General features: G+C 67.3%; 27 protein-coding genes. 14 read left to right on the top strand and 13 right to left on the bottom strand.

What is annotated here, in order from left to right; genetic code table 11:
* Positions 1–65: 65 nt before the first annotated feature.
* The 3 genes from minD (at position 66) to AC1Q7H_RS29700 (ending at position 2,626) form a co-directional block, all read left to right on the top strand.
* Positions 66–881, top strand: a complete 816-nt coding sequence (minD, locus tag AC1Q7H_RS29710; RefSeq protein WP_013955180.1) for a septum site-determining protein MinD — start codon at positions 66–68, stop codon at positions 879–881.
* A gap of 21 nt (positions 882–902) precedes the next feature.
* On the top strand, positions 903–1,157 hold the full coding sequence (gene minE, locus AC1Q7H_RS29705; protein ID WP_010811451.1) for a cell division topological specificity factor MinE: 255 nt from the start codon (positions 903–905) through the stop codon (positions 1,155–1,157).
* A 365-nt stretch (positions 1,158–1,522) separates the two neighbouring features.
* A complete protein-coding gene (locus AC1Q7H_RS29700) occupies positions 1,523–2,626 on the top strand; it encodes a porin (protein WP_013955179.1) in 1,104 nt (367 codons plus the stop codon).
* A 49-nt stretch (positions 2,627–2,675) separates the two neighbouring features.
* Here AC1Q7H_RS29700 and AC1Q7H_RS29695 read toward each other — a convergent pair whose 3' ends face one another.
* Entirely contained in the window at positions 2,676–2,837 is a 162-nt protein-coding gene (locus AC1Q7H_RS29695) for a hypothetical protein (RefSeq protein WP_249221230.1), read from the bottom strand.
* A 184-nt stretch (positions 2,838–3,021) separates the two neighbouring features.
* Between AC1Q7H_RS29695 and AC1Q7H_RS29690 the strand changes: the two genes are divergently transcribed.
* A complete protein-coding gene (locus AC1Q7H_RS29690) occupies positions 3,022–3,702 on the top strand; it encodes a response regulator transcription factor (RefSeq protein ID WP_492382077.1) in 681 nt (226 codons plus the stop codon).
* Positions 3,703–3,734: 32 nt separating this feature from the next.
* Here AC1Q7H_RS29690 and AC1Q7H_RS29685 read toward each other — a convergent pair whose 3' ends face one another.
* The 3 genes from AC1Q7H_RS29685 to AC1Q7H_RS29675 all read right to left on the bottom strand — a co-directional run bounded on the left by AC1Q7H_RS29685 (position 3,735) and on the right by AC1Q7H_RS29675 (position 6,083).
* Positions 3,735–4,718 carry a Bug family tripartite tricarboxylate transporter substrate binding protein gene (locus AC1Q7H_RS29685; RefSeq protein WP_492378241.1) on the bottom strand — a complete coding sequence of 328 codons (984 nt, stop codon included), beginning with the start codon at positions 4,716–4,718 and terminating at the stop codon, positions 3,735–3,737.
* 105 nt (positions 4,719–4,823) lie between these two features.
* Positions 4,824–5,123, bottom strand: a complete 300-nt coding sequence (locus AC1Q7H_RS29680) for a hypothetical protein (protein WP_013955175.1) — start codon at positions 5,121–5,123, stop codon at positions 4,824–4,826.
* Positions 5,124–5,168: 45 nt separating this feature from the next.
* Positions 5,169–6,083 carry an EamA family transporter gene (locus AC1Q7H_RS29675; protein ID WP_492382076.1) on the bottom strand — a complete coding sequence of 305 codons (915 nt, stop codon included), beginning with the start codon at positions 6,081–6,083 and terminating at the stop codon, positions 5,169–5,171.
* A 106-nt stretch (positions 6,084–6,189) separates the two neighbouring features.
* On the opposite strand from AC1Q7H_RS29675, the gene AC1Q7H_RS29670 reads away from it, so the two are divergent.
* Positions 6,190–6,741: a MarR family winged helix-turn-helix transcriptional regulator gene (locus AC1Q7H_RS29670; protein ID WP_153955010.1), complete on the top strand. Its 552-nt coding sequence runs from the start codon at positions 6,190–6,192 to the stop codon at positions 6,739–6,741.
* 3 nt (positions 6,742–6,744) lie between these two features.
* On the opposite strand, the gene AC1Q7H_RS29665 is transcribed toward AC1Q7H_RS29670, so the two are convergent.
* Entirely contained in the window at positions 6,745–7,980 is a 1,236-nt protein-coding gene (locus tag AC1Q7H_RS29665) for an MFS transporter (RefSeq protein WP_041227674.1), read from the bottom strand.
* A 127-nt stretch (positions 7,981–8,107) separates the two neighbouring features.
* Between AC1Q7H_RS29665 and AC1Q7H_RS29660 the strand changes: the two genes are divergently transcribed.
* Positions 8,108–8,980, top strand: a complete 873-nt coding sequence (locus AC1Q7H_RS29660) for an AraC family transcriptional regulator (protein ID WP_492378240.1) — start codon at positions 8,108–8,110, stop codon at positions 8,978–8,980.
* Between the two features lie 17 nt (positions 8,981–8,997).
* Here AC1Q7H_RS29660 and AC1Q7H_RS29655 read toward each other — a convergent pair whose 3' ends face one another.
* The 3 genes from AC1Q7H_RS29655 to AC1Q7H_RS29645 form a co-directional block, all read right to left on the bottom strand.
* A complete protein-coding gene (locus AC1Q7H_RS29655) occupies positions 8,998–10,245 on the bottom strand; it encodes a M20 aminoacylase family protein (protein ID WP_211980509.1) in 1,248 nt (415 codons plus the stop codon).
* A 269-nt stretch (positions 10,246–10,514) separates the two neighbouring features.
* On the bottom strand, positions 10,515–11,363 hold the full coding sequence (locus tag AC1Q7H_RS29650) for a fumarylacetoacetate hydrolase family protein (RefSeq protein WP_013955169.1): 849 nt from the start codon (positions 11,361–11,363) through the stop codon (positions 10,515–10,517).
* A 25-nt stretch (positions 11,364–11,388) separates the two neighbouring features.
* A complete protein-coding gene (locus tag AC1Q7H_RS29645) occupies positions 11,389–12,135 on the bottom strand; it encodes a GntR family transcriptional regulator (protein WP_492382075.1) in 747 nt (248 codons plus the stop codon).
* A 188-nt stretch (positions 12,136–12,323) separates the two neighbouring features.
* Between AC1Q7H_RS29645 and AC1Q7H_RS29640 the strand changes: the two genes are divergently transcribed.
* From AC1Q7H_RS29640 to gstA, 6 genes are all read left to right on the top strand, one after another.
* Positions 12,324–13,622 carry an MFS transporter gene (locus AC1Q7H_RS29640; protein ID WP_013955167.1) on the top strand — a complete coding sequence of 433 codons (1,299 nt, stop codon included), beginning with the start codon at positions 12,324–12,326 and terminating at the stop codon, positions 13,620–13,622.
* 105 nt (positions 13,623–13,727) lie between these two features.
* Complete coding sequence (locus AC1Q7H_RS29635) at positions 13,728–14,924, top strand: serine hydrolase domain-containing protein (RefSeq protein ID WP_013955166.1); 1,197 nt, start codon at positions 13,728–13,730, stop codon at positions 14,922–14,924.
* Positions 14,925–14,994: 70 nt separating this feature from the next.
* Positions 14,995–15,723, top strand: coding sequence for a maleate cis-trans isomerase family protein (locus AC1Q7H_RS29630; RefSeq protein ID WP_041227670.1), 729 nt, complete (start codon positions 14,995–14,997; stop codon positions 15,721–15,723).
* Positions 15,724–15,727: 4 nt separating this feature from the next.
* Positions 15,728–17,149 (top strand): dihydropyrimidinase, encoded by a 1,422-nt coding sequence (gene hydA / locus AC1Q7H_RS29625; protein ID WP_492382074.1) that lies wholly within the window; start codon positions 15,728–15,730, stop codon positions 17,147–17,149.
* 31 nt (positions 17,150–17,180) lie between these two features.
* Positions 17,181–17,918, top strand: coding sequence for an aspartate/glutamate racemase family protein (locus AC1Q7H_RS29620; protein WP_013955163.1), 738 nt, complete (start codon positions 17,181–17,183; stop codon positions 17,916–17,918).
* A 145-nt stretch (positions 17,919–18,063) separates the two neighbouring features.
* Complete coding sequence (gene gstA / locus AC1Q7H_RS29615; RefSeq protein WP_492382073.1) at positions 18,064–18,690, top strand: glutathione transferase GstA; 627 nt, start codon at positions 18,064–18,066, stop codon at positions 18,688–18,690.
* Here gstA and AC1Q7H_RS29610 read toward each other — a convergent pair whose 3' ends face one another.
* The 3 genes from AC1Q7H_RS29610 to AC1Q7H_RS29600 all read right to left on the bottom strand — a co-directional run bounded on the left by AC1Q7H_RS29610 (position 18,691) and on the right by AC1Q7H_RS29600 (position 21,837).
* Positions 18,691–19,476: an oxygen-binding di-iron domain-containing protein gene (locus AC1Q7H_RS29610; protein WP_492382072.1), complete on the bottom strand. Its 786-nt coding sequence runs from the start codon at positions 19,474–19,476 to the stop codon at positions 18,691–18,693.
* 145 nt (positions 19,477–19,621) lie between these two features.
* Positions 19,622–20,266 (bottom strand): glutathione peroxidase, encoded by a 645-nt coding sequence (locus tag AC1Q7H_RS29605; protein ID WP_035826962.1) that lies wholly within the window; start codon positions 20,264–20,266, stop codon positions 19,622–19,624.
* Positions 20,267–20,346: 80 nt separating this feature from the next.
* Positions 20,347–21,837: an MDR family MFS transporter gene (locus tag AC1Q7H_RS29600; protein WP_492382086.1), complete on the bottom strand. Its 1,491-nt coding sequence runs from the start codon at positions 21,835–21,837 to the stop codon at positions 20,347–20,349.
* 323 nt (positions 21,838–22,160) lie between these two features.
* Here AC1Q7H_RS29600 and AC1Q7H_RS29595 point away from each other — a divergent pair, with 323 nt between their 5' ends.
* Positions 22,161–23,201 carry a Rieske 2Fe-2S domain-containing protein gene (locus tag AC1Q7H_RS29595; protein ID WP_492382071.1) on the top strand — a complete coding sequence of 347 codons (1,041 nt, stop codon included), beginning with the start codon at positions 22,161–22,163 and terminating at the stop codon, positions 23,199–23,201.
* Positions 23,202–23,251: 50 nt separating this feature from the next.
* Here the strand turns inward: AC1Q7H_RS29595 and AC1Q7H_RS29590 are convergent, their stop codons facing one another.
* Both AC1Q7H_RS29590 and AC1Q7H_RS29585 read right to left on the bottom strand, forming a co-directional pair.
* The gene (locus AC1Q7H_RS29590) at positions 23,252–23,692 is read right to left on the bottom strand and encodes a CBS domain-containing protein (protein WP_013955157.1); all 441 of its coding nucleotides are present in this window, start codon (positions 23,690–23,692) and stop codon (positions 23,252–23,254) included.
* 154 nt (positions 23,693–23,846) lie between these two features.
* Positions 23,847–24,560, bottom strand: a complete 714-nt coding sequence (locus AC1Q7H_RS29585) for a TetR/AcrR family transcriptional regulator (RefSeq protein WP_035826980.1) — start codon at positions 24,558–24,560, stop codon at positions 23,847–23,849.
* A gap of 67 nt (positions 24,561–24,627) precedes the next feature.
* On the opposite strand from AC1Q7H_RS29585, the gene AC1Q7H_RS29580 reads away from it, so the two are divergent.
* Positions 24,628–25,743 (top strand): DUF2855 family protein, encoded by a 1,116-nt coding sequence (locus AC1Q7H_RS29580; RefSeq protein ID WP_492382070.1) that lies wholly within the window; start codon positions 24,628–24,630, stop codon positions 25,741–25,743.
* Positions 25,744–25,770: the final 27 nt, after the last annotated feature.

Raw genomic sequence — 25,770 nt, 5'->3', positions numbered from 1 at the left:
CGCGCAGCCCTCGGGACCGAATTGCAGAGAGCGCAAGCTTCAACTTATTACTGGACCAAAGAGCCATGGCAAAAATCATCGTTGTGACCTCCGGCAAGGGAGGCGTCGGCAAGACCACCACCAGCGCCAGCTTTGCCGCCGGCCTGGCCCTGCGCGGCCACAAGACTGCCGTGATCGACTTCGACGTCGGCCTGCGCAACCTTGACCTGATCATGGGTTGCGAGCGCCGCGTGGTGTACGACCTGATCAACGTGGTGCAGGGCGAAGCCAACCTGCGCCAGGCACTGATCAAGGACAAGAAGTGCGAAAACCTGTTCATCCTGCCGGCCTCGCAGACGCGCGACAAGGATGCGCTCACGCGCGACGGCGTCGAGAAGGTCATCAACGGCCTGATCGAGATGGATTTCGAATTCATCATCTGCGACTCGCCCGCCGGCATCGAGTCGGGCGCGCTGATGGCGATGTACTTCGCCGACGAGGCGCTGATCGTGACCAACCCGGAAGTGTCGTCGGTGCGCGATTCGGACCGCATCCTGGGCATCCTGGCGTCCAAGACCAAGCGCGCCAGCGAAGGCGGCGACCCGATCAAGGAACACCTGCTGATCACCCGCTACAACCCCAAGCGCGTGCATGGCGGCGAAATGCTGTCGCTGACCGACATCCAGGAAATCCTGCGCATCAAGCTGATCGGCGTGGTGCCGGAGTCTGAAGCCGTGCTGCACGCCTCGAACCAGGGCACGCCCGCCATCCACCTGGAAGGCAGCGACGTGGCCGACGCCTATGGCGACGTGGTGGACCGCTTCCTCGGCAAGGACAAGCCGATGCGCTTCACCGACTACCAGAAGCCGGGTCTGCTCTCCCGCATCTTCGGCAACAAGTAACGGTCAAGGAGGGCTCACCCCATGTCGATCCTTTCCTTCCTGCTGGGAGAGAAGAAGAAGTCCGCGTCGGTCGCCAAGGAGCGGCTGCAGATCATCCTGGCGCACGAGCGCACCGGCCATTCCGCGCCCGCCGACTACCTGCCCGCGCTGCAGCGCGAGCTGGTGGCGGTGATCTCCAAGTACGTCAAGATCGGCGACCAGGACCTGCGCGTCAGCCTGGAACGCCAGGACAACCTCGAGGTGCTCGAGGTCAAGATCGAAATCCCGCAGAACTGAGGACGGATCCGGCGCTGCCGGATTCGTTCCTCCTCCTTCGGTTTTCCCGCACTTCCCGTCTTTCCGCCGACCGCGGCGCCGCTTGCGCGCCGGGGTCGGCCGGCCTCCGTTCTCCCTTTCGTGATTCCCCGCCAGCCCAGTGTGCAGGCCAGCTTGCCAGCGCTGCCAAAATGCCCCAATTCGGAATTCTGTAGCGGCGAGACAACGGATTTGCACCAAAATCCTGCTTGAAAGCGCAGCTTGGCGGAGTTTTGTGTCCTTGTAGCTTACGTTTTGTTAAATTTTCGCGGCGTCTACAAGACACGTAGACCTCGTCCACGCCGTGATCCGGCGGAGAGAACAGTACAAGACAGAAAAGGAGCACCATGAAGAAATCGGCCATCGTCCTCGCAGCCGGCAGCCTGTTGGCAGGTTCGGCGTTCGCCCAGTCGTCCGTTACCCTGTACGGTATCGTTGACCAGAGCATTCGCTTCACCACCAATTCCGACGCCCAGAACCACAGCCAGACCCAGCTGAGCAACGGCGCGGTCACCAACAGCCGCTGGGGCCTGAAAGGCAGCGAGTCCCTGGGCAACAACCTGAAGGCCATCTTCCAACTGGAAAACGGCTTTGATCCGGATACCGGCAAGGCCAACCAAGGCGGTCGCCTGTTCGGTCGTCAGGCATATGTTGGCCTGAGCGGCGATTTCGGCGCCATCAAGCTGGGCCGCCAGTACACCGAAGGCTTTAATTTCTTCGGTGACTACGATCCGCTGACCATCGGCAACTACGACCAGAACGCCTGGCCCTTCTTCCTGACGCAGTTCCGCAGCGACAACGTGATCAGCTACTCGGGCAAGTTCGGTGGCCTGAACGTTGGCGCCAGCTATGGCTTCGGCGAGAAGCCTGGCAGCTTCACGCACGCACAGACCAACCCGCCCAATGGCAACGCACCGTATTTTGGCGCCCGCGCTGCATACGAATCCGGCCCGTGGGGTATTGGCGGCGTGTACCAGGAATTCCGTGACACGAACGGCAACAAGCAGCAAATGTGGGGTGCCGCCGGTAAGTACGCCTTTGGCCCGGCCAAGGTTTTCCTCGGCTACATCGGTGGCAAGGATAAGACTGGCCTGATCGACGCCGCTTTCTTCACGCCGGCGAACAGCGCAAATCCGATCCCGGCTGGTGGCAATTACACGGCAAGCCCGCGTAAGGACAACATCGGCTACATCGGCGCGACCTACCAGGCCACTCCGGCTCTGGCGCTGACCGGCGTGTTCTATGGTGATCACATCAAGAACACCAACGGTCTGGCCGATGTCAGCGGCAACCGCTACACCGGCGTTCTGCTGGCCGAGTACTCGCTGTCCAAGCGTACCCAGGTCTACGGCACCGTGGACTACAACAAGGTGACCGGCGGCGCGAAGACCCAACTGCCGGGCAGGGACAACCAGCTCGGCCTGGGCGCAGGTATCCGCCACATCTTCTGATCGTTGTCTGATCAGTCTGGCGCAAAGGCACCTTTCGGGGTGCCTTTTTTCATGCGCGCGGCCTGCGCCGCAGCCACAGGTACCAGCCAGCCGGCGAGGCGGCTTCGCCCATCGGCTGCAGCGGCACCAGCACGCCGCCATGGCGCGCCACCACGCGCTGCGCGCACAGCAGCGCCAGCCGCGCGGCGCTAACAGGACACCAGCGGGACAATTAAGACCGCGTTGCCTTCCGCACGAATAGGAAAGACCTCAATCTCGACTTTCAACAATCTTTTACTTCTCGCCTCAGCGGGCCGCTCCTACCATGGGCTTCGCTGCGTGCCGAGCGGGACCGCAGTGCCATGCTCTGTCCATCCATCGGCGCATTCCGATGCGCCCGCGCAGGAGCCACTCTCGTGAACATCGCCGCGCTGCAGGCGGACCCGACCCTCGCCGTCAGCATCGAACAGACCCTGCGCCTGAACGGGCACCAGTGCGCGCGCTATCTCAGCGGATGCACCATGATCGGCGCGCTGCGCGGCAGGTCGTTCGATCTGCTGATGCTCGATTGCGATGCGCCGGGGATCCCGGCCCTGGAAGTGCTGGCATGGGTGCGCCGCACGCTCGGCAACGAGATGCCCGTAATTCTGACCGGCACCTCCAACGAAGAAGCCTTCGTCGCGGCCTGCTTTGCGCAGGGCGCCGACAGCTACGTGCCCAAGCCGCTGCGCACGGCCGAGCTGGCCGCGCGCGTGCTGGCGCTGTTGCGCCGCGCCAGGCCGGCGCGCGACGAATGCGACCTGGAGCACGGCGTATTCCGCTTTGCCACCGCGGAGCGGCGCGTGTGGGTCCAGGGCAAGCCGGTGCTGCTGGCCCCCAAGGAATTCGACCTGGCGGTGCTGCTGTTCCGCAACCTGGGTTCGCTGGTGCTGCGCCAGACCATGGCCGACCAGGTCTGGCGCTACCACATGGACCCGGCCTCGCGCACCGTGGACAGCCACCTGTCGCGCGTGCGAACCAAGCTGGCGCTGTGGCCGCACAACGGCGTGCGGCTGTCGTCGGTGTATGGACTGGGCAGCCGACTGGATGCGGCTTAGAACCCGTTTCAGAATGAAATGGGTTCTAAGCCTCAATCGGCCTTGATGCCCGCTTCCTTGACGATTCGGGCGTTCTCCGCGGACTCTTCGCGGATGGCCCTGGCAAACTGCGCCGGCGTGCCGCCGGTCGGCACCTCGCCGCCCTTGAGCAGGCGTTCATGGACTTCCGGCTCGGCCAGCGCCTTGTTCAGTTCGGCGTTCAGGCGGCTGATGATGGCCGCGGGCGTCTTGCCCGGCGCGAAGATGCCGAAGGTCGAGGTCAGGTTGGCCTTGGGGTAGCCCAGCTCGGCCAGCGTCGGCACCGAGGGCAGGCTCTCCAGGCGCCTGGGCGCACCCACCGCCAGCGCGCGCAGGCGGCCGGCCTGCATATGCTGGGTCAGCACCGGGCTGGCGTTGGTGCTCATCACCTCGAACTGGCCGCCGAGCGCGTCGTTCATCTGCTGGCCCGCGCCCTTGTACGGGATCAGCGTGATATCGGCCTTCGACTTCTGCTTGATCTGTTCCAGCACCACATGGCCGACCGTGCCCAGGCCCGACGTTGCCCAGCGCACCGAGCCCGGCTTGGCGCTGGCCTGGCCGACCACGTCGGCAAAGCTCTTGCCGCTGAAGCCGGAGGTGGCCACCACCAGCACCGGCGAGTACATCACGCTCATCACCGGCGCCACGTCCTTCTGCGGATCGTAGTTGACGCGCCCGACATGCGGGTTGAGCGTCAGCGGGCTGGTGGCGGCAAAGCCCAGCGTGTAGCCGTCCGGCGCAGCCTTGGCGACGGCATCGATGCCGATGCTGCCGCCCGCGCCGGCCTTGTTCTCGACCACCACCGAAGTGCCCATCTGCGCCGACAGCCGCTCGCCGAGCGCGCGCGCCACGGTGTCGCTGATGCCGCCGGTCGGGTAGGCGACGATCAGGCGGATCGGGCGGCTGGGATAGGCGTCGGCAGCGGCGGCAGGCAGTGCGGCAGCACCGCTGGTCACGCACAGGGCGGCCAGCAGGGACGAGCGGAAGGGGAAGGCCATGATGGAAATGCGGGAGAGATTTCGACAGGAAGGCGCCGGGCGCGGCAGCGGATTGACGGCCTGGCGCGGAGCAGTCGCTATCTTAGCCGATCGAAACCTGCGCGCTCAGCGCACCAGCGGGCGTTCCGGCACCCACGAGACAAAGAGTTCATTGGCCCGGTCATACAGCCGCCATACCGTGCCGCAGTCGCGGCAGGTAAAGGAAAGCATGCTGAACGGCACGCCGGCGGCGCTCTGGCTCACCAGCGGCACCGTGCCGCGCAGCGCCAGGCAGGACGGCGGCTCGCGCCGGCGCGGGTCGGCGGCGAGCGCCAGGCAGCGCTCGCAGGCAGGCGTAGCAGACGGTGCTGACGCGGCTTGAATGGAGGGCGGGGACGGGGGCACGGCAGACTTCATGCCCGCCATGATGCCGCAAAACGCCGCCCGGCAGCAGCCGCTGACGCAATCGGATCAGGCCGGCTGCGTGCGCGCCACCGCGGCGGGCGTCGCCGCGCGCTGGCCCAGCCACACGCTGCCCAGCACCAGCAGCGCGCCAGCGGCCTGCATCGCCGTCAAGGCCTGGCCCAGCGCCAGGAAGCCGAGCACGGTGGCACTGACCGGGCTCAGCAGCCCCAGCGCCGCCACCGCGGACGACGGCATGCGCCCGACCCCGCGGAACCACAGCGCATAGCTGAAGCCGGCCCCGACAATGCTCAGCCACGCATAGCCAAGCCAGTTGGCCAGCGTGAAATGCCCGGGCAGCGGTTCCAGTACCAGTGCGAACGGCAGCAGGAACAGCCCGCCCGCGCACAGCTGCCATGCCGTCAGCACCAGCGGCGAGACCGGCGGGCGCCAGTGCCGCGTCAGCACCGTGCCCACCGCCATCGATACCGCCCCGGCCGCTGCCGCCGCCACGCCGATGGCGTCGAGCCGCGCGGCCGGGCCCAGCACCAGCAGCGCCACGCCCAGCAGCCCGCCCACGCCGGCCATCCAGGCGGCCGACCGCGGGCGCGCACCGAGCCAGGCCCACGCCAGCACCACCACGATCAGCGGCTGGATCGCGCCGACCGTGGCGGCCACGCCGCCCGGCAGCCGGTACGCGGCGATAAACAGCATGGCCTGGAAGAAGCCGATATTGAGCACGCCCAGCACCGCCGCGCGCCACCACCAGCTGCCGCGCGGCAGTTGCCGACCGAAGGCGAGCATCGCCAGCCCGGCCGGCAGGGCCCGGATCACGCCTGAGAGCAACGGCTGCCCCGGCGGCAGCCACTGGCTGGTGACCAGGTAGGTGCTGCCCCAGATGGCCGGGGCCAGCCCGGTCAGCAGGATGTCCCTGACGGTCACGCCACCGGGAGCGGTCCGGATGGAGGATGCAGTCGTCTTCATTTCAAGTTTCTTGACATCAAGATAAATCAACTTTACGAAGCCGATTGTTTGATGTCAAGATACTTCGGTGTTCCTGCCACCCGCGTATCCGCACGCCTGCTCCTCGATGACTACCCGCCGCAAACCCGAAGACACGCCTGACCACGTCGACGGCATTCTCGCCCAATGGGCGCGCGAGCGCCCGGACCTGGATGCCTCGCCGATGGGCGTGATCGGCCGGCTGGGACGGCTCAACCGCCATACCAGCCGCGCCATTGAAGCCGCGCTTGGAGAAACCGGCCTGCAGCCGTGGGAATTCGATGTGCTGGCGACGCTGCGGCGCGCGGGGCCGCCGTATGCGCTGTCGCCGGGCGCGCTGATCGGTTCGTTGATGATCACTTCGGGCACCATGACCAACCGGCTCGACCACCTGGAGCGGGCCGGGCTGGTGCGGCGCCAACCCAATCCGGAAGACCGGCGCGGGCTGCTGGTGGAACTGACCGAGGCCGGACGCGAACGCGTCGACCGCGCGCTGGAACTGCACGTGGCCAATGAGCACCGCCTGCTGGCGGACCTGACCGCGGCCGAGCGCGCGCAGCTGGCCGCGCTGCTGCGCCGCTGGCTGCGCATGTTCGAGCCGCCACCGGGCGGTGGCGGCGAAGGCAACGAACCCGCCTGAGCGTCAGGCCCGCTGCGGACGCTCGCGCAGGTCGGGCAGGAAGACCGTCAGCAGGCCCAGCAGCGGCAGGTAGGCGCAGTACTCGTACACCGCGCGGATGCCGTGCGTATCGGCCATGCCCCCCAGCACCGCGGCGCCGATGCCGCCCATGCCGAAGGCAAAGCCGAAGAACAGGCCCGACACCATGCCCACCTTGCCGGGAATCAGCTCCTGCGCGAACACCAGGATCGCCGAGAACGCCGAGGCCAGGATAAAGCCGATGATGAAGGTCAGCACCGTGGTCCAGAACAGGCCCACGTGCGGCAGCATCAGGGTGAACGGCGCCACGCCCAGGATCGACGCCCAGATCACGCGCTTGCGGCCGATGCGGTCGCCGATCGGGCCGCCCAGGATGGTGCCCGCCGCCACCGCGGCCAGGAACATGAACAGGTGCAGCTGCGCGTCCTGGCGCGCCAGCCCGAAGCGCTCCATCAGGTAGAAGGTGTAGTAAGAGGTCAGGCTGGCCATGTAGAAGTACTTGGAGAACACCAGCACCATCAGCACCACCATGGCCCGCACCACCACGCGCGTGGGCACCGGGCTGGCCACCGCGCCCGCGGCCTTGCGCTTGCGCGCGCCCTGCGCCAGCTGGCGCGCATACCAGCCGCCGATGCGCCACAGCACCACCATGCCCACCAGCGCCGCCAGCGAGAACCACGCCAGGCTGGCCTGCTGGTGCACGATCAGCGCGGCCAGCAGCGGCCCCATGGCGCTGCCGCCGTTGCCGCCGACCTGGAAGATCGACTGCGCCAGCCCGTGCTGACCGCCAGAGGCCATGCGCGCCACGCGCGACGACTCAGGGTGGAAGATCGACGACCCCGTGCCGACCAGCGCGGCGGCCACCAGCAGCACGCCGTAGGTCGGCGCCACCGACAGCAGCAGCAGGCCCGCCAGCGTGAACGCCATGGCGATGGCCAGCGAATGCGGCTTGGGATGCTTGTCGGTGTACAGGCCCACCACCGGCTGCAGCAGCGACGCCGTGACCTGGTAGGTCATGGTCAGCAGGCCGATCTGGGTGAAGCTCAGGTTGAAGCCCCCCTTGAGCATCGGATAGATCGCCAGGATCAACGACTGGATCATGTCGTTGAGGAAGTGGGCGAAGCTGATCGCCGACAGCACGCGGAAACCGGTGCGTTCGGCCTGGGGGGATGTCGCGGATGGTGTCGCGCCAGCAGGCGCGGAGTCGATGGTTGTGCTCATTGGCGGCTCTCGACAGACGGAAAGCGGCCAGCGGGGGCGCCGGCCTGGATGGAACTGAGCACCGATGCTAGCTGGCGCCCCGGCGCCTGTCCTGCGAGAATAGGTCCGCAACCTTGGAGAAAAGGACATGCCGCGCGCCCCTCGCCCCCTTTCTGCTTCCGGCGCGGCCCGCCGCCGCGACCAGCATGCGCCCCCCGCCCCCACGCCCGAGACGCTGGCGCTGGGCGACACCTACGCCGAGCCCCCGCCCTACGTCCGCTTCGACCGCAGCCCCCTGCCCGTCACCGCCATGGCCGCCGACTACCTGCCCGGCCACGTGACCAACCCGCACCAGCATCCGCACGCGCAGCTGATCCATGCAGTGCACGGCGTGATGGTGGTGGCCACCGCCGAAGGCCAGTGGATCGTGCCGCCCACGCGCGGCATGTGGATGCCGGGCGGCACCACGCACTGGATCCGCATGGTCGGCCGGGTGCAGATGCGCACCGCCTATATCCGCCCCGATGCCGCGCCCGACCTGCCGCAGCGCTGCACCGTCCTGGGCATCTCAGCGCTGCTGCGCGAGCTGATCCTGGCGGCGATCGACATCCCCCTGCCCTACGCCCCCGACACGCGCGACGCGCGGCTGATGCGGCTGTTGCTCGATGAAGTGATGCTGGTGCCGTCGCTGCCGCTGCACCTGCCGCGCCCGGCCGATGGCAGCCTGCGGCAGATCTGCGATGCCATCACCGGCGCGCCCGATACGGCGCTGACGCTGGCGGACTGGGGTTCACGGCTGGGGGTGGACCCCAAGACCATCCAGCGCCGCTTTGCGCGTGAAACCGGGATGACCTTCGGGCAATGGCGCCAGCAGGCGCGCCTGCTGGCGGCGCTGGAGAAGCTGGCTGCCGGCAGCAAGGTGGTGGATGTGGCGCTGGACCTGGGCTACGACAGCCCGAGCGCGTTTGCGACCATGTTCAGGCGGCAGTTCGGCGTGCCGCCAAGTGCGTTCTTCCGCTGAGCGGGGCGCCGGGCCGGTCAGCGCGCCAGGTAGCGCTCCACCAGCCGCGTCCAGTAGGCCGCGCCGACGGTCAGGTTATCGTCGTTGAAGTCGTAGCCGGCGTTGTGCAGCAGCGGCTGGTTGGCGCCGTTGCCCAGCCGCACGAAGCAGCCCGGGCGCTGCTGCAGGAAGTAGGCAAAGTCCTCGCTGCCGGCAATGCGCGCGGCCTGGTCCACCACCTTGTCGGCGCCGACCAGCTCCTCGGCCACCTGGCGCGCGAACTCGGTCTCGCGCTCGCTGTTGACCAGCACCGGGTAGCCGCGCACGTAGTCGACCTCGGCCACCGCGCCGTAGCCCTCGGCGTGCGAGGTGGCCAGCTGGCGGATGCGGTTCTCCACCGATGCGCGCACCTCGGGGTTGAACGAGCGCACGCTGATCTCCATGCGCGCATTGTCCGGGATCACATTAGGCGCGTGGCCGGCGTGCAGCGTGCCGATCGTCACCACTGCGGTCTCGTTCGGGTCGACATAGCGCGCCACCACCGACTGCAGCGCCATCACCAGGCTGCCTGCGACCAGGATCGGATCGACCGACTGGTGCGGGCGCGCGGCGTGGCCGCCCTTGCCGCGGATGGTGATGGTGACCGTGTCGCACGCCGCCATGAAGGGGCCCGAGCGGAACAGGAAACTGCCCTGCTCCACCCCCGGATGGTTGTGCAGCCCGAAGATCGCATCGCAGGGAAAGCGCTCGAACAGCCCGTCGGCCAGCATGCGCTCGGCGCCGCCGCCCGCGCCGATTTCCTCGGCCGGCTGGAAGATCAGGTGCACGGTGCCATCAAAGTTGCGCGTGCACGCCAGTTGCTTTGCCGCGCCGAGCAGGATCGCGGTATGGCCGTCGTGGCCACAGGCGTGCATGCGGCCGGCATTGACGCTGGCGTATGGCAGTGCGGTGCGCTCGTGGATCGGCAAGGCGTCCATGTCGGCGCGGATGCCCACGCTGTGCCCGCTGTCGCCGCAGCGCAGGGTGCCCACCACCCCGGTGCCGCCCACGCCGCGCGTGACCGTATAGCCCCACGCCTCCAGCAGGCTGGCGACCAGGCCTGAGGTGCGGACCTCGTCGAAGGCCAGTTCGGGATGCTGGTGGATATTGCGCCGGATGACTTCGAGTTCAGCGCGGCTGTCCAGGGTGTCGGCCAGCGCGCAGTACCGGTGCTTGAGTGGCGACGCGGGGGACGCCGTGAGGGTGGTGCCGAGGTAGGACTCGATTTCGGGGGCGTGCTCAGACATGGTGTTTTGCTCTCTGGCGAAACCTGTATAACCAGTATTTCACGCAGAAAACGCTAGCGAAACGCTAAGTGTGCGTTTACCTGTAAAACCATGTAATCGGGCCCGTTTCGGCACCGGAACTGTTGCCCTAATCGTACGCTTTGTATGGAAACCCAACGCTTTGTGTGAAAGCGTATCGATGGGGAACCATTGCGGATGGTGCATTTGCCCGCAGCAGCGCTGCCGGCATGCGTCACCCCGAAGGGTGACGCGCTGCCACGGCCCTGCCCTCAGCGCTCGCCGTAGGGCACCACCTGCTGCGTCTGCTCGCCCAGCCCGTCCACGCCAAGGCGCATGGTGTCGCCGGCCTTCAGGAAGCGCGGCGGCTTGAAGCCCATGCCCACGCCCGGCGGCGTGCCGGTCGCGATCAGGTCGCCCGGCAGCAGCGTCATGAAGCGGCTGACATAGCTGACCACGGTGGCCACGTCGAAGACCATGGTGGCGGTGCTGCCCTTCTGCACGCGCTCGCCGTTGACCTCCAGCCACAGGCCCAGCGCCTGCGGGTCCGGCACTTCGTCGCGCGTCACCAGCCACGGGCCGGCCGGGCAGAAGGTGTCGCAGCCCTTGCCCTTGTCCCAGGTGCCGCCGCGCTCGATCTGGAACTCGCGCTCCGACACGTCATTGACCACGCAGTAGCCGGCCACGTGGTTCAGCGCCGCTTCGCGCGAGACATTGCGCGCGGTGCTGCCGATGACCACGCCCAGCTCGACTTCCCAGTCGGTCTTCTCCGAGCCGAACGGCAGCATCACCGCGTCGTCGGGACCATTCAGCGAGCTGTTGGCCTTCAGGAACACGATCGGCTCGGCCGGCAGCGGCATGCCGGCCTCGGCGGCGTGGTCGGCATAGTTCAGGCCGATCGCCACGATCTTGCCGACTCCGCTCCAGGGCACGCCATAGCGTGCGCCCTCGATCACCGGGAGCGACGCGGGGTCCACCTGCGCCAACTGCGCCAGCGCCGCCGGCGCCAGCTGCGCCGCGCCGATATCGGCCACCACGCCGGACAGGTCGCGCACGCGGCCTTGCGCATCGATCATGCCCGGGCGCTCGGCGCCGGGGTTGCCTACTCGAACCAGTTTCATCGTCGTCGTTGTCTTCAGGGGTTGTTCAGGCGGATTTCTTGAGCGCGGCGCCAGATGCGCCAGATGCGCCAGATGCGCCAGATGCGCCGGCTTCGGCCAGGGTCTGCGCCACCACGCTCAGGACTTCCTTGGCGGTGTTCTCGGAGTGGGCGCGCAACACCTGCGCCAGGCGCGGCCGGCCGGGTTCGCGCAGCGCGGCCATAATGGCCTCGTGTTCCTCATGCGACTCCTGCCAGCGGATGGTATCGGCATTGGCCGCACCGCGCGCACGGTGCACCTTGCTCATCAGCGCGGCATAGACGCCGGCCAGCACCGGATTGGCGGCGCCGTCGATGATCAGCTGGTGGATTTCCTGGTTGATGCGGAAATAGTCGGTGCGCCGGCCGGCGGCATGCGCATCGATCATGGCCAGATGGCGCCGCTCCAGCTTGGCCATGGCCGCCGCGCCCAGGCGCTGCGCGGCCAGTTCGCCCGCCAGCGCCTCCAGCCCGTGCAGGGTCTCGAAGGTGGCGCGCAACTCCTCCAGGTCCAGCGGCGCCACGCGGTAGCCGATGTACTGCCGGTGCAGCACCAGCCCCTCGGACACCAGCACCTTCAGCGCCTCGCGCAGCGGCGTCTTGGAGACATCGAAGGTCTCGCAGAAGGCCCGTTCATCGATCCTCGCGCCGGGCGGCAGTTCGCCCTCTTCGATCATGGTGCGCAGCCGGGCGGCGATTTCGGCCGACATGCCGAGCGTGCGCAGGCGCGTGGTTTGGGAAAGCGTTTGTGTCACAGACGTCACCAGAATGGGGAAATGCACCACGACAAGGCTACCACATACCAAAATTGTGCATGCGCAATATCGCAAAATCAATGACTTACACGCGTTGTAATTACAGATTACGTATCCTATACTCCGACCTGTTGCGCAAAACGCCAACAGAACTGCCTCACCCAAGGACTAAAACAGGAGACGCCGTCATGGAGACGACAAGCCGGGCGACAGTGATCACAGAGGCCAAGACCTCGGTGCGCTGGAAGATTTTTTTGATGATGCTGTTCCTCGTCGCGATCAATTACATTGACCGCGCCTCGCTGTCGGTGGCCATGCCACTGATCGCCAAGGAGTTCGACCTCAGTCCCGCCATGCAGGGGCTGATCCTCAGCTCCTTCTTCTGGACTTACGCCTTCATGCAGATCCCGGGCGGCATGCTGGCCGACAAGTACAAGCCGCGCATCGTGATTGCCTGCGCCACCGTGTTCTGGGGCTTCTTCCAGGCGATCGCGGCGGTCTGCACCAACGCCACCTCGCTGCTGATCACCCGGCTCGGGCTGGGCGCCTCCGAAGCGCCGATCTACCCGGCCGGCGGCAAGCTCAACGCCATCTGGATGACGCAGAACGAACGCGGTCGCGGCGCCACGCTGCTTGACGGCGGCGCGCCGCTGGGCGCAGCGCTCGGCTCCCTCATCATTGCCGGGCTGATCAGCGAGCTCGGCTCGTGGCGCATGTCGTTCGTGGTGGCCGGCGTCGGCACCGTGCTCGCCGGCTTCGTGGCGTGGTGGTACATCCGCAATTCGCCGCGCGAACACAGCGGCGTCAATGAACTCGAAGCGCGCCACATCGAGGAAGCACAAGCACGCGAGCACAGCGCCGAGCCGGCCAACCTGTCCGGCCGTTCGCTCGACTTCTTCAAGTACCGCTCGGTGTGGTGCATGGCCATCAGCTGGATGTGCTTCAACGCCGTCTTCTACGGCCTGCTCACCTGGATGCCGACCTACCTGAGCAAGGCCCGCGGCTTTGACCTCAAGACGATGGGCGGCGCAAGCTTCATCATCTTCATGAGCGGCTTCGTCGGCGAACTCGTCGGCGGCTGGATCGCCGACAAGTGGAAGGAAGCCGGCGGCCGCCCCAACGTGGTGATGCGCACGCTGTTCGGCATTGCGGCCGTGGTCGCCACCGTGTCGATCTTTTCGGTGGCCTATGTCACCGACGCGGTGGCCGTGGTGGCGCTGCTCTCCTCCACCCTCTTCTTCCTGCGCTGGTGCGGCCTGTTCTGGTCCGTGCCGTCGATGCTGGCCACCCGCAACAAGATTGGCTTCCTGGGCGGCCTGATGAACCTGGGCGGCAATATCGCCGGCATCAGCGTGCCGATCATCGTTGGCCTGATCGTGCAGGCCACGGGCTCCTACTTCCTGGCGCTGATGTTCTTCGCGGCAGCCGGCGTGGGTCTGTTGTTCGCTTCCACCGCGATCGACTACGAGACCAAGATCCCGGTCTGATCCGCTGCGCAACCCAAGGACCCACACTCAAACATTGCCTCATGCAAGGGCAAACCACACACGCTGCGCCGGCCGCTACCGGCGCAGCGGTGGAGGAGACATGTCATGAACCGCTTCCCACGTATGCTGGCAGCCGCCCTGCTCGTGCTGGGCGCAGCGCAGGCGCACGCCGCGCCGGCAGCGCCATCGGCACCTGCCGGTGATGGACTGCCGACCGCACAACCCGAAGCCGTCGGCGTCGATTCAGCAAAACTCGTCGCACTGTCCGAATGGATCCGCCGCGACAAGCTCGACGTACGCAGCCTGCTCGTCATCAAGGACGGCAAGCTGGTGTTCGAGCGCTATGGCGACGGCCTGTCGCGCGACTACAACCACGAGCTGTATTCCGTCACCAAGTTCATCAGCGCCCTGCTGGTCGGCACGCTGGTCGGCGACGGCAAGCTGAGCGCCGAAGACACACCCGCGCAGCGCCTGGCGGCAGCGCGCCCCGACCTCGCCCCGGCACTGGCAGACAAGCAGGCGATCCAGCTGCGCCACCTGATGTCGATGTCCAGCGGCCTGTCGTACAAGCTGGTGGAAGGCACCGACACGCTCTACTACGGCGTGCCGGACCGCCTGCGCGTGGCGGCGACCGCCGCGGTGCGCACCAAGGCCGGCGCCGAGTTCGACTATATCGACGTCAATCCCGTGCTGGTCGGCGCCACCGTCACGCAGGCCGCCGGGCAGCCCGAAGACCAGTACGCCAAGGCGCGCCTGTTCGGCCCGCTCGGCATGAGCCACTACCGCTGGGACGGCGCCGACGGCAAGGGCGCGGTATCGGGCGGCTGGGGCCTGCGGCTGCGCTCCATCGACATGGCCAAGCTCGGCATGCTGATGCTGAACGAAGGTCGCTGGAACGGGCAGCAGATCGTGCCGGCCTCGTGGGTCGCACGCATGACCACGCCTGCGGGTCCGGCGAAGGACTATGGCTTCTACTGCTGGGTCAACAACATCGTGCAGAGTGAGCGCGAGTTCAGCGCGATGGGCTACAAGGGCCAGTTCATCACGGTGCTGCCGAAGCAGAACGCGGTGATCGTGATGAACAGCATCATGTCCACGCAAGGCGGCCTGCGCGATGCGGCGTACCTCGACCTGTACCGGCGCATGGTCAATGACTACGTGCTGCCCGCGCTGCAGGCCGGCAAGTCGGTCAAGCCCGACGCCGCGCGCCAGGCTGCACTGCGCAAGGAACTGGAACTGGCGCGCAGCAGCCAGGGCGTACCCGGCACCGCCCTCGCCTTCAACGACAAACCCGAACAATAAGCAACTGAAGCGGCGCCGCCCCCGACATATCCAGGCGGACGGCGCCCGCTCACTCCTGAGAATGACTGAAATGACCAAGCAAATCCGCCTCGGCATGCTGACCCCGTCTTCCAACACGGCGCTCGAACCGATCACCAGCGCCATGGTCAGCGGCCTGCCCAACGTCAGCGCGCATTTCTCGCGCTTCACCGTGACCGAGATCTCGCTGCGCGACCAGGCCCTGGGCCAGTTCAACCTGGACAAGATCCTGGCCGCCGCCAGCCTGCTGGCCGATGCGCGCGTCGATGTCATCGCCTGGAACGGCACCTCTTCCGGCTGGCTTGGCTTCGACAAGGATGAAGCGCTGTGCAAGCAGATCACCGAAGCCACCGGCATCCCGGCCACCACCTCGGTGCTGGCGCTCAACGAGATCCTGGAAAAGACCGGCGCGCGCAACTTCGGCCTGGCCACGCCGTACCTGGACGATGTGCAGCAGCGCATCATCGCCAACTACGAGCGCAGCGGCTTCAACTGCGTGGCGGAGAGCCACCTGGACCTGCATGTGAACTACAGCTTCGCCGAGGTCGAGGAAGACACCATCCGCGAGATGGTGCGCGGCCTGGCCCAGCACCAGCCGCAGGCCATCACCACCTTCTGCACCAACCTGCGCGCCGCGCACCTGGCCGAAGAACTTGAAGCCGAAACCGGCATTCCGCTGTACGACACCATCTCCACCGTGGTGTGGAAGTCGCTGCGCCTGTGCGGAGTGGACACGCGCGAGCTGCGCGGCTGGGGCCGCCTGTTCCGCGAAGTGGAGTAAGCCGATGTCCGCTCACGACAGCCTCGACCTGGTGATCCGGCGCGCGGACGTGGTCACTGCCTCTGACCGCTTCCGCTGCGATATCGGCGTGCGCAACGGGCAGATCGTCGCGCTCGGCCACGCACTGCCACAAGCCGCGCGCGAGATCGATGCCGATGGCCTGCTGGCGCTGCCCGGCGGCGTCGATGGCCATTGCCACCTCGACCAGCCCATGCCCGACGGCCTGCGCATGGCCGACGACTTCTTCACCGGCACGCGTGCCGCGGTGTGCGGCGGCACCACCACCGTGATCCCGTTTGCCGCGCAGGAAAAGGGTGCATCGCTCAAGGCTGCCGTGGCGGACTACCATCGCCGCGCCGAAGGCCGCGCGGTGATCGACTACGCCTTCCACCTGATCGTGGCCGACCCCACGCCGGCGGTGCTGGCCGATGAACTGCCGACGCTGATCCGCAAGGGCTACAGCTCGTTCAAGGTCTACATGACCTATGACGACCTGAAGCTGTCCGACCGCGAAATGCTGTCGGTGCTGGACGTCGCCAAACAGAACGGCGCGCTGGTGATGGTGCATGCCGAGAACGCCGACTGCATCTCGTGGCTGACCGACAAGCTGGTCGGGGAAGGGCGCATCGCACCGCGCTTCCACGGCCTGGCACGGCCCGCCGCGGTGGAGCGCGAGGCCACGCACCGCGCCATCACCTTTGCCGAACTGGTCGACGTGCCGATCCTGATCGTGCATGTCTCGGGCAAGGAAGCGATCGAGCAGATCCGCTGGGCACAGGGCAGGGGGCTGCAGATCCTGGCCGAGACCTGCCCGCAGTACCTGTACCTGACCGCAGACGACATGGCCCTGCCCGGCGACGACGGCTACGAAGGCGCCAAGTGCGTGTGCAGCCCGCCGCCGCGCGACCCGGAGAACCAGGCCGCGGTCTGGCGCGCGCTGACCAATGGCGTGTTCAGCGTGTTCTCGTCAGACCATGCACCGTTCCGCTATGACGACCCGCAAGGCAAGCAGCCGGGCGGCGAGCGGCCTTCGTTCGAGCATATCCCCAACGGCGTGCCGGGCATCGAGACGCGCCTGCCGCTGCTGTTCGACGGCGTGGCGCGCGGCAAGCTGTCGCTGCACCAGTTTGTCGAGCTGACCTCGTGGCGGCCGGCACGGCTGTATGGCCTGTATCCGCGCAAGGGCACCATCGCCATCGGCGCGGATGCGGACATCGTGCTGTGGGACCCGAACAAGCGCGTGCAGATCCGCAACAGCGCGCTGCACCACGCGGTGGACTACACGCCGTACGAAGGCATCGAAGTGACCGGCTGGCCGGTGCATTGCTTCTCGCGCGGCGAGATGCTGATGCGCGATGGCCAGTACCAGGAACCCCAGGCCGGCCGCGGGCAGTTCCTGCCGGCGGGCGCGCCGATGCTGGGCTGATCGCCAAGCCTGCAGCCAACCTACTCCGACCATGAAACTCCTGATCGTCAATCCCAATATCAGCGAATCCGTTACGGCGCTGATCGAGGCGGAAGCGCGGCGCACCGCCGCCGCCACCACCACGCTGCAGATGGCCACCGCGGCCTTCGGCGTAGCCTATATCGAAACCCGCTTCGAGGCGCTGGTCGGCGGCTATGCCACCGCCTGCGCCGCCGCGGAACACGCCGGCCAGTTCGACGGCCTGGTGGTCGCCGCGTTCGGCGACCCCGGCCTGGCCGGCCTGAAAGAGCTGTTCGACGTCCCTGTCGTCGGCATGACCGAAGCCGCGCTGGCCAGCGCCTGCCTGCTGGGGCAGCGCTTCTCTATCATCGCGATCTCGCACCGCATCCAGGCGTGGTACCGCGAATGCGTGGCGGCCAACGGCCTGTCGTCGCGGCTGGCCAGCGTGCGCTCGCTGCAGGAGCCCCTGCGCGATATCGGCAGCGTGCAGGAAGACCATGCCGCGCGGCTGGAACAACTGGCCCTGCAAGCCATCGAGCAGGACGGCGCCGACGTGATCATCGTCGCCGGCGCGCCGCTGGCGGGACTGGCACGCTCGCTGCAAGGGCGCATCCCGGTACCGGTGGTGGATGGCGTGTCGAGCGCGGTGCGGCATTGCGAATCGCTGGTGGCCCTGCGCGCCGGCAGCGCCACGCAGGGCAGCTTCGCGCGGCCGCCGCGCAAGCCCAATGCCGGCCTGCCGCCGGCGCTGGCAAAGCTGCTCGACTGAGCGCAACCGAGCGCAAACTGAGCCCTGTGCAAGTCTGCAATGCGCGTCCGCAAGGACGCGCATTGCTGCATAAGGGGGGCGATCCTAGACTGCCTGCACGGCCGCCGCATGGCGTGGCGGCCAGGCATACCACTACAGGATCGCAATGAAGCTCTACTACACTCCGGGCGTCTGCTCGATGGCCGTCCATATCGCCCTGCGCGAAGCCGGCCTGCCGGTCACGCTGGCCAAAGTCGACCTGCTCCACCACAAGCTGGCCGTGCCTGAAAACGGCACCGACGACTACTACACCATCAACCCGCGCGGCTACGTGCCGCTGCTGCAGTTCGACGACGGCTCGCGCCATACCGAAGCGGCATCGCTGCTGCAATACATCGCCGACCTGGTGCCCGAACGCGCGCTGCTGCCCGCCGCGGGCACGCGCGAGCGGCTGGAAGCCACCGGCTGGATCACGCTGGTCTCAACGGAACTGCACAAGGTCTTCAGCCCGTGGCTGTGGCACAAGGAAACCGCGCAGAGCACGGTAGAGGCCTGCAAGGCCAAGCTGCAACTGCGCTTTGCTGAGCTCGACAAGCACCTGCAGGGCCGCCAGTACCTGACCGGCGACACCTTTACCGTGGCCGACGCCTACTGCTTCACCATCCTAGGCTGGGCCCGCATGCTGATGATGCCGCTGACGGCATACCCCACTCTACAGGACTACCTGTCGCGCATCGCCGCGCGGCCGGCGGTGCAGGAAGCCATGCGCGCCGAAGGGCTCGTGCGCGACTGATCAGCGCATGGCGGGTGCGGGCACGCGATAGTGGTCCTGCGTCAGCAGGTCCAGCCCGCACGCCAGCGCGTCGATCCAGTCAATAAAGCGCGCCACCATGTGCTTGCCGCGAAACGACGGCCCGTGCTGCGGCACGATCCATTCGATATCCATCGACCGCGCCATGGCTGCCCACAGCCGGCACGCGCGGCTGCCGCTCATGTAGCGCTGGTGGAACGGCAGCATCAGGCGAGTATGCGCATCGAAATCCGTCACCGTGGTGCCGGCCGCTTTGGCGCCTGTCATGGCCGCGCCGAGATCGCCCGAGAACAGGATCTTGCTGATCGGATCGTAGAACTGGAAATTGCCTTCGGAATGCAGGAAGTGCGCTGGCACCGCGACCAGGGAGCTGTGCCCGAGCGGGATATGCATGCCCGCATCGGGAATCGTCACGATGCGCCCTGCCGTCTTGCCGGCCTGGCAGAAATGCGGCAGGAAGCGCGCCCACACGCTGGAAATCAAGATGCGGCAGTCAGAGCCCGTCAGCCAGCGTCCGACCGATGCGACGATGTCCGGATCGGCATGCGAAGCCAGCACGTAGTCGAGTTGCTTGGGCGGAAAGTAGCGGCTGATGGTGAGATACAGCTCGCTGTAGGTCATCTGCCCGCCGGGATCGATCAGCGCGCCATGCCCGTGGTCGACGACCAGGAACTGGTTGGTCTGCACCGCGTCGCCATGCGCTTCCTCGACCAGGTCGGTGAACATCAGGCAGGTGTGCCCGTCCCCGTCGTACAACGTGATTCCCATTGCCTCGCTCCGCTCGTCGCAAGCGGCGACGTTACTCAGCGAATCCCGTTGCAAACTTGATGCAAATCAATGGGGGAGGGAACACGCGCCCCCCAGCGGCCGGACTGTCGTCAGGGGTGTACACCCCGGCCGGGCGTCGCGCGCGTCAGCGCGGGCTGGCCAGCAGTTCTTCGATCTTGGCGACGAACTGCTTGTCGTCAGGCGTGGTCTTGCTGTTGTAGCTGCCCACCACCTGGCCGTTGCGACCGATCAGGTATTTGTAGAAGTTCCACTTGGGCGCGGTGCCGGTTTCCTTCGCCAGCAGCGCGTACATCGGGTTGGCCTCGCTGCCGCGCACGTGCGACTTGCCCAGCATCGGGAACTTGACGCCGTAGGTGTTGTAGCAGAAGTCCGCGATCTGCTTCTCCGAGCCGGGCTCCTGCGAGAAATCGTTCGACGGGAAGCCCAGCACGACCAGGCCGCGGTCACGGTACTTGCTGTAGAGCGCCTCCAGCCCTTCGTACTGGGGCGTGAAGCCGCAGTAGCTGGCGGTGTTGACCACCAGCACGACCTTGCCCGCGTACTGGCAGAGGTTTTGCGGGGCTTCATCCTGCAGGCGCGGGAACTTGAAGTTGAGCGATGCCGGGCAGGCGCCTGTTGCCTGCGGTGCAGGCGCGGCGGCCGGCTTGTCGGCGGCGCGGGCAGGGTGCGGCAATAGCGCGGCGCCGGCTGCGGCCAGCGCCAGCGCGCCGGCGAGGGCGGCCGGGCGCAGTTGTCGGAGTGTGGCGGACGAGGGGAAACGACGAGTCATGGCGATGGGGCTCCGGAAGGCGGCTCGCTGTATCGGGTACGCCATAGTCTACGCCGGTAGCGGCTTTCCGGCAGGCCGGCTCAATCCATCGCCAGCGTGGCGGCGTGTTCGGTGACGCTGCCGCGCAGCTCCAGGTCCGGCATGCGGCGCACGATCAGCAGTGCCAGCACCGCCGCCGCCGCGCCCGCGGCAAAGATCAGGTGGAAGCCCGACTCCACGCCGCCCGCCAGCACCGCGCGCACGGACGGCGACAGTTGCGCAAAGGCCTCGCTGCCGTGGCGCAGCGCGCCCAGATCCAGCGCCTGCGTGACCCCCGATGCCGCCAGCGCATGGCGGAATTCCAGCGTCAGCAGCGTACCAGCCAGCGCCCCACCGATCGCACTGCCTAGGGAGCGCAGCACCAGCAGCGCGCCGGTGCCGGCGCCGGTATCGCGGCGCTCGAGCACGTTCTGCACACTGATCAGCGTCGACACCATGGTCATGCCCAGGCCCACGCCGGCCAGCGTCATCGCCGCCAGCACCACAGCCAGCGGCACCGCCGGTGTCACCAGCGCCAGTGCGGTCAGCCCTAGCGCGCCGGCGATATAGCCAGCGGTCAGGATGCCGCGCATGCGGCCCACGCGCGGCGCCAGCCACGCCACGATAAAGTTGCCCGCCACGGTGGCCAGCAGGAACGGCATCACCAGCAGGCCGGAGGTCGATGCATCGGCGCCACGCACCAGCTGGAAGTGCAGGGGCAGGGCAAAGATGCACAGGAAGATATCGAGCGCGGCCAGCGCCGAGGCGGCCACGCCCATCACATAGGCACGGTTGGCAAACAGGCGCGGCGGCAGCATCGGGTCCGCGGCGCGGCGCTCCTGCCAGGTGAGCAGGACCACGGCGGCCACGGCGACCAGGAGCAGGGCGACCAGTTCTGGCGAGAGCCAGTCATAGACGTCGCCGCCCCAGCTCATCGCCAGCAGGAAGGCGACGATGGCCACCGCCAGCAGCAGCGCCCCCGGCCAGTCCACGCGCGCACGCCCGCCACGCGGCGGCAGCATGGCCAGCCCGCGGTAGCACATGAACATCGCCAGCAGGCCCAGCGGCACGTTGACCCAGAACAGCCAGCGCCACGACATATGGTCAGAGACCCAGCCGCCCACCAGCGGCCCGGCGATCGACGCCACCGCCCACACCGTGGCCAGGTAGCCCTGGTAGCGCCCGCGCTGGCGCGGCGCCACCACATCGGCAATGGCCGCCTGCGCCAGCGACATCAGGCCGCCGCCGCCCACGCCCTGCAGCGCGCGGAACAGGATCAGCTGGCCCAGCGTCTGCGCCAGCGCGCATGCCACCGAGGCGCCGATAAACAGCGTGATCGCCACCATCAGCAGGCGCCGCCGGCCAAAACTGTCCGACAGCTTGCCGTACAGCGGCGTGGTCACCGTCGACACGATCAGGTACGCCGTCACGATCCACGACAGGTGGCTGAAGCCGTTCAGGTCATTGGCGATCGCCGGCACCGCCGGGATCACCACGGTCTGGTCGAGCGCGGCCAGCAGGATGCACAGCACGATGCCGCCGATCACCCGCATCACGGCGCGATGGTCGTGGGCGGGCAGGGCCGGCGTGGTGTCCCGGGCGGATGCTGCAGAAGAGGGTGAAGACATGGGCAGGCACGAGACCGCAGCAATGTGCGGTGAAAGCAACGTCAAATGCAGGGAATATCGGTCGGGAACCGCGTGAGAGGGGCGTGATGCCATCGCGGCTGGCCTAATTCAGTGAACGCATAATTATATGCGGCCAGCAAATATCGCGCTTGCGACGCAGGGCGATTTAAACGTCACTTGCGCGACACGATCAGGGCACCACAGTCGATGCAAGATCACATCACCGCTATCGAAGGTAAGATTTCGTCATGACCGAGACCCCACGACAAGCAATAGGTCAGGCCCCCGATGCGGCCGGGCCCGAACTGGGCCAGTGGCACCCCGTGCTGGCGATCGAACAGGCCCGCGGTGACGGCCCCTTCCCAGCCCGGCTCTTTGGCCGCGCGCTGGTGCTGTGGCGCAACGCCGACGGCTGGCACGCCTGGGACGACCGCTGCCCGCACCGCGGCGCGGCTTTCACGCTGGGCGCCGTGCGCGACGGCCTGCTCCATTGCGGCTATCACGGCTGGCGCTTTGCATCCGGCGGGCGCTGCACGCGCTATCCCGCCCACCCGGAACTGGTGCCCGCCCCGCGCGCCTGCGCCACCACGCACGCGGTGCGCGAGGGCTACGGGCTGTTATGGGTGCGTCTTGGCGGCGACGGCACCGAGGCCGTGCCCGAACTGCCGCCCTTCCCCGAGTACGACGACGCCGAATGCCGCCACGTGGTCTGCGGCCCCTACGACGTTGCCACCTCGGCACCACGGCTGGTGGAGAACTTCCTCGACATGGCGCACTTCGGCTATCTCCACGACGGCTACCTGGGCGACCCGGCGCACACCGAAGTGCCGCCCTATGAAGTGGAAGCCATCGGCGATGCGCGCAAGCCCGACGCGCTGCGCACCATCGGCTGCCGCGCCTGGCAGCCGCGCGCGCACGCCAGCGCCGCCGGCGGAGCCATGGTCGAGTATGAATACCGCGTGGTCGCGCCCTATGCCGCGATCCTGACCAAGGTGCCCGACCTTGGCGACAACCATCGCGGCGCCATCGCGCTGTTTATCGGCCCGCGGGACGAGGAATCGAGCCGCGTGTGGTTCGTGATGTCACTGGTGACGGAGGATGACGACGCCAGCCTGCGCGAATTCCAGGACACCATCTTCCTGCAGGACAAGCCGATCGTGGAATCGCAGCAGCCGCGCCGCCTGCCGTTGCGCACCGGCGTGGAGGTGCCGCAGCCGGCGGACAAGCTGGCAGGTGCGTACCGGCGCTACCTGGCGGCGCACGGGGTGAAGTTCGGCACGCTGGGCTAGTGGACGGGGCGGGCGCATCCCGTGCGACCTGGCCCCCGAACACGACAGGCCTAACGCCCGCCGCCAGTGATGTAATGCTCCAGCTGCTCGATGATGAACTGCTGCTCGGAGATGATGTCCTTCACCAGGTCGCCGATCGACAGCATGCCGATCAGCTCCTCGCCCTCCATCACCGGCAGGTGGCGCAGCCGGTGCCGGGTCATCAATGCCATGCATTCGTCGGTGGTCTGGCTGGCGCCGACGTAGATCACCGCGTTGGTCATGATGTCGCGCACCAGCGTCTCGCGCGAGGTGCGCTGCATCAGGATCACCTTGCGCGCGTAGTCGCGCTCGCTCACGATCCCCTGGATCGCGCCATGCTCGATCACCAGCAGCGCGCCGATGCCTTTCTCCGCCATCAGCTGCAGCGCGGCATAGACGGTCGCCGTGGGCGGGACGCTGTAAATGGCCTGACTCGGCTTGGACTCCAGAACCTGGCGTGCGGTTTTCATCACCAACTCCTTTTCGGTCGACAATGCAATGCGGCTGGCGGTGCCTGCTTGGGCGCCAATGCAATCAGAGTAGCAAAGTAACGCCCGCCGTTACAGGGTGACTTACGCGAATCTTTGTAAGCAAGGTTGTGACGCCCGCATGGCAGCCGTCTGGTCAAAGTTGCGCATCGGTCTCTTTTCCGTCCAGTGCCGCCAGGCACAGCGCCTGCATCTCGGCCACCCATTGCGCCGGCTGCAGCGCCGCGCCCTGCAGCAGCAGCCGATAGCGGCGCGCCCCCCAGACCGCCAGCACCAGTGCCTGCACCTTCGCGGCATCCGGGGCCGTAGGCAAGTCGGGGCAAGCGCACAGCGCCCGGCGCCAGGCCTCGCAGAACTCTTCGAACACGCGCCGGTGGTGCTTGGGCTCGGCGATGCGCGGCTCCAGCCCGATGATGTCGGCATCGAAGACGATGCCCGTGGCCTCGTCGTCCGCACCGCAGGCGATGGCGACCAGCCGCCGCACGCGGGTGCGCCAGTCGGCATCGGTTCGCTGCGTAACCTCGGTGTCGATGCGCGTCAGCATGCTCTCGACCGTGTGGCGCACATAGCCCGACGCCAGCGCTTCCTTGCTGGGAAAGTACTCGTACAGCGTGCCCACCGAGAACCCCGCCTCCAGCGCCACCGCGCGCGTGGTCACGCCGTCCCAGCCATCGCGGCGCCAGATCCGAACAAAGGCGTCGTAGATGGCGTTGACGGTGAAGTGCGCGCGCTGCTGCGAAGGGCGCTTGAGCGGTTTGCTGCGCGGCGTGGCGGGCCGTTTCAGGTCGCTGGCGGCGGGCGCTTCGTTTCCGAACCCGGGGGCGTTGGCGCGGCGATAGATTCTTGGCATCGGCCTCACGGAAGTCATGGCGAACATTGCACGCCGGACGGACGGGCCGCGAACCAGGAGAAAAGACATGGCAGAAACTGAACCGACCCTTGCCATCACGCGGCTGTTCAGCCGCAAGGATGCCCTAAACGAAAGCCGGCTGGAAGCCGCGCAAGAACCCGCCACCGCCGCGGCCGGCGAAGTGCTGCTGCGCCTGGATCGCTTTGCCCTGACCACCAACAACATCACCTACGCCGCCTTCGGCGAAGCCATGCAGTACTGGGATTTCTTTCCCACCGGCCAGCCACAGTGGGGCCATATGCCGGTGTGGGGCTTTGCCGATGTGGTGGCCACCGGCGTCGACGGCATCGCCCCCGGCGAACGCTTCTACGGCTACTTCCCCATCGCCAGCCATCTCCGCATGCAGCCCGAGCGCGTGACCGCACGCGGCTTCTACGATGCCGCCGAGCACCGCGCAAAGCTGACCTCGGCCTACAATCAGTACACCCGCGTGCAGAACGACGCCGCTTATGCGCCGGAACTGGAGCACTACCAGATGCTGTACCGGCCGCTGTTCATCACTTCGTTCATGCTGGCCGACTTCCTGCAGGACAATCATTTCTTCGGTGCGCAACGGCTGGTGGTGTCGAGCGCGTCGAGCAAGACGGCGTACGGCACCGCCTTCTGCCTGCGCGACTTCGACGGCATCACGCTGGCGGGCCTGACCTCGGCGCGCAACCGCGGCTTTGTCGAAGGCCTGGGGTGCTACGACAGCACCGTCACCTATGACGAGCTGTCGTCCATGCCGGCCGACGTGCCAACGCTCTACATCGATTTCTCCGGCGATGAATCGCTGCGCGCGCGCGTGCATGCGCATTTCGGTGACAGCCTGGTGTACGACTGCTTTGCGGGCTCGGCGCAGAACACCGGCTTCCTGCGCGACCTGCACCTGCCCGGGCCCAGGCCCGAGTTCTATTTCGCGCCGGTGCAGATCCGCAAGCGCAATGCCGACTGGGGACCGCAGGAAGTGAACCGGCGCTTCAACGCGGCGCAGCGCCGCTTTATCGACCATGCGCGCGATCCGGCCAATCGCTGGCTGGCGCTGGTGGAGGAACGGGGGTTCGAAGCCGCGCAGGCACGGATCGCGCGTCTGGCGGCGGGTAGCGGCGCGCCGCAGGAGGGGTACGTGGTGGTCGTGGGGTAAAAGCAGAACGGGCCCCGCATGGGGCCC

Source organism: Cupriavidus sp. GW823-FHT06D04, assembly GCF_058795055.1.
This window is presented reverse-complemented; position numbering and strand designations above follow the sequence as displayed.

Bases quoted from the DNA above. Each gene is read 5' to 3' on its own strand.
- AC1Q7H_RS29590 (WP_013955157.1), bottom strand. From the start codon at position 23,692: ATGAAAACCGCACGCCAGGTTCTGGAGTCCAAGCCGAGTCAGGCCATT.
- AC1Q7H_RS29700 (WP_013955179.1), top strand. From the start codon at position 1,523: ATGAAGAAATCGGCCATCGTCCTCGCAGCCGGCAGCCTGTTGGCAGGT.
- AC1Q7H_RS29670 (WP_153955010.1), top strand. From the start codon at position 6,190: ATGACTACCCGCCGCAAACCCGAAGACACGCCTGACCACGTCGACGGC.
- AC1Q7H_RS29585 (WP_035826980.1), bottom strand. From the start codon at position 24,560: ATGCCAAGAATCTATCGCCGCGCCAACGCCCCCGGGTTCGGAAACGAA.
- AC1Q7H_RS29580 (WP_492382070.1), top strand. From the start codon at position 24,628: ATGGCAGAAACTGAACCGACCCTTGCCATCACGCGGCTGTTCAGCCGC.
- AC1Q7H_RS29640 (WP_013955167.1), top strand. From the start codon at position 12,324: ATGGAGACGACAAGCCGGGCGACAGTGATCACAGAGGCCAAGACCTCG.
- minD (WP_013955180.1), top strand. From the start codon at position 66: ATGGCAAAAATCATCGTTGTGACCTCCGGCAAGGGAGGCGTCGGCAAG.
- AC1Q7H_RS29600 (WP_492382086.1), bottom strand. From the start codon at position 21,837: ATGCGGGTGATCGGCGGCATCGTGCTGTGCATCCTGCTGGCCGCGCTC.
- AC1Q7H_RS29650 (WP_013955169.1), bottom strand. From the start codon at position 11,363: ATGAAACTGGTTCGAGTAGGCAACCCCGGCGCCGAGCGCCCGGGCATG.
- hydA (WP_492382074.1), top strand. From the start codon at position 15,728: ATGTCCGCTCACGACAGCCTCGACCTGGTGATCCGGCGCGCGGACGTG.
- AC1Q7H_RS29665 (WP_041227674.1), bottom strand. From the start codon at position 7,980: ATGAGCACAACCATCGACTCCGCGCCTGCTGGCGCGACACCATCCGCG.
- AC1Q7H_RS29605 (WP_035826962.1), bottom strand. From the start codon at position 20,266: ATGACTCGTCGTTTCCCCTCGTCCGCCACACTCCGACAACTGCGCCCG.
- AC1Q7H_RS29660 (WP_492378240.1), top strand. From the start codon at position 8,108: ATGCCGCGCGCCCCTCGCCCCCTTTCTGCTTCCGGCGCGGCCCGCCGC.
- AC1Q7H_RS29595 (WP_492382071.1), top strand. From the start codon at position 22,161: ATGACCGAGACCCCACGACAAGCAATAGGTCAGGCCCCCGATGCGGCC.
- minE (WP_010811451.1), top strand. From the start codon at position 903: ATGTCGATCCTTTCCTTCCTGCTGGGAGAGAAGAAGAAGTCCGCGTCG.
- AC1Q7H_RS29655 (WP_211980509.1), bottom strand. From the start codon at position 10,245: ATGTCTGAGCACGCCCCCGAAATCGAGTCCTACCTCGGCACCACCCTC.
- AC1Q7H_RS29610 (WP_492382072.1), bottom strand. From the start codon at position 19,476: ATGGGAATCACGTTGTACGACGGGGACGGGCACACCTGCCTGATGTTC.
- AC1Q7H_RS29620 (WP_013955163.1), top strand. From the start codon at position 17,181: ATGAAACTCCTGATCGTCAATCCCAATATCAGCGAATCCGTTACGGCG.
- AC1Q7H_RS29680 (WP_013955175.1), bottom strand. From the start codon at position 5,123: ATGGCGGGCATGAAGTCTGCCGTGCCCCCGTCCCCGCCCTCCATTCAA.
- gstA (WP_492382073.1), top strand. From the start codon at position 18,064: ATGAAGCTCTACTACACTCCGGGCGTCTGCTCGATGGCCGTCCATATC.
- AC1Q7H_RS29685 (WP_492378241.1), bottom strand. From the start codon at position 4,718: ATGGCCTTCCCCTTCCGCTCGTCCCTGCTGGCCGCCCTGTGCGTGACC.
- AC1Q7H_RS29675 (WP_492382076.1), bottom strand. From the start codon at position 6,083: ATGAAGACGACTGCATCCTCCATCCGGACCGCTCCCGGTGGCGTGACC.
- AC1Q7H_RS29630 (WP_041227670.1), top strand. From the start codon at position 14,995: ATGACCAAGCAAATCCGCCTCGGCATGCTGACCCCGTCTTCCAACACG.
- AC1Q7H_RS29635 (WP_013955166.1), top strand. From the start codon at position 13,728: ATGAACCGCTTCCCACGTATGCTGGCAGCCGCCCTGCTCGTGCTGGGC.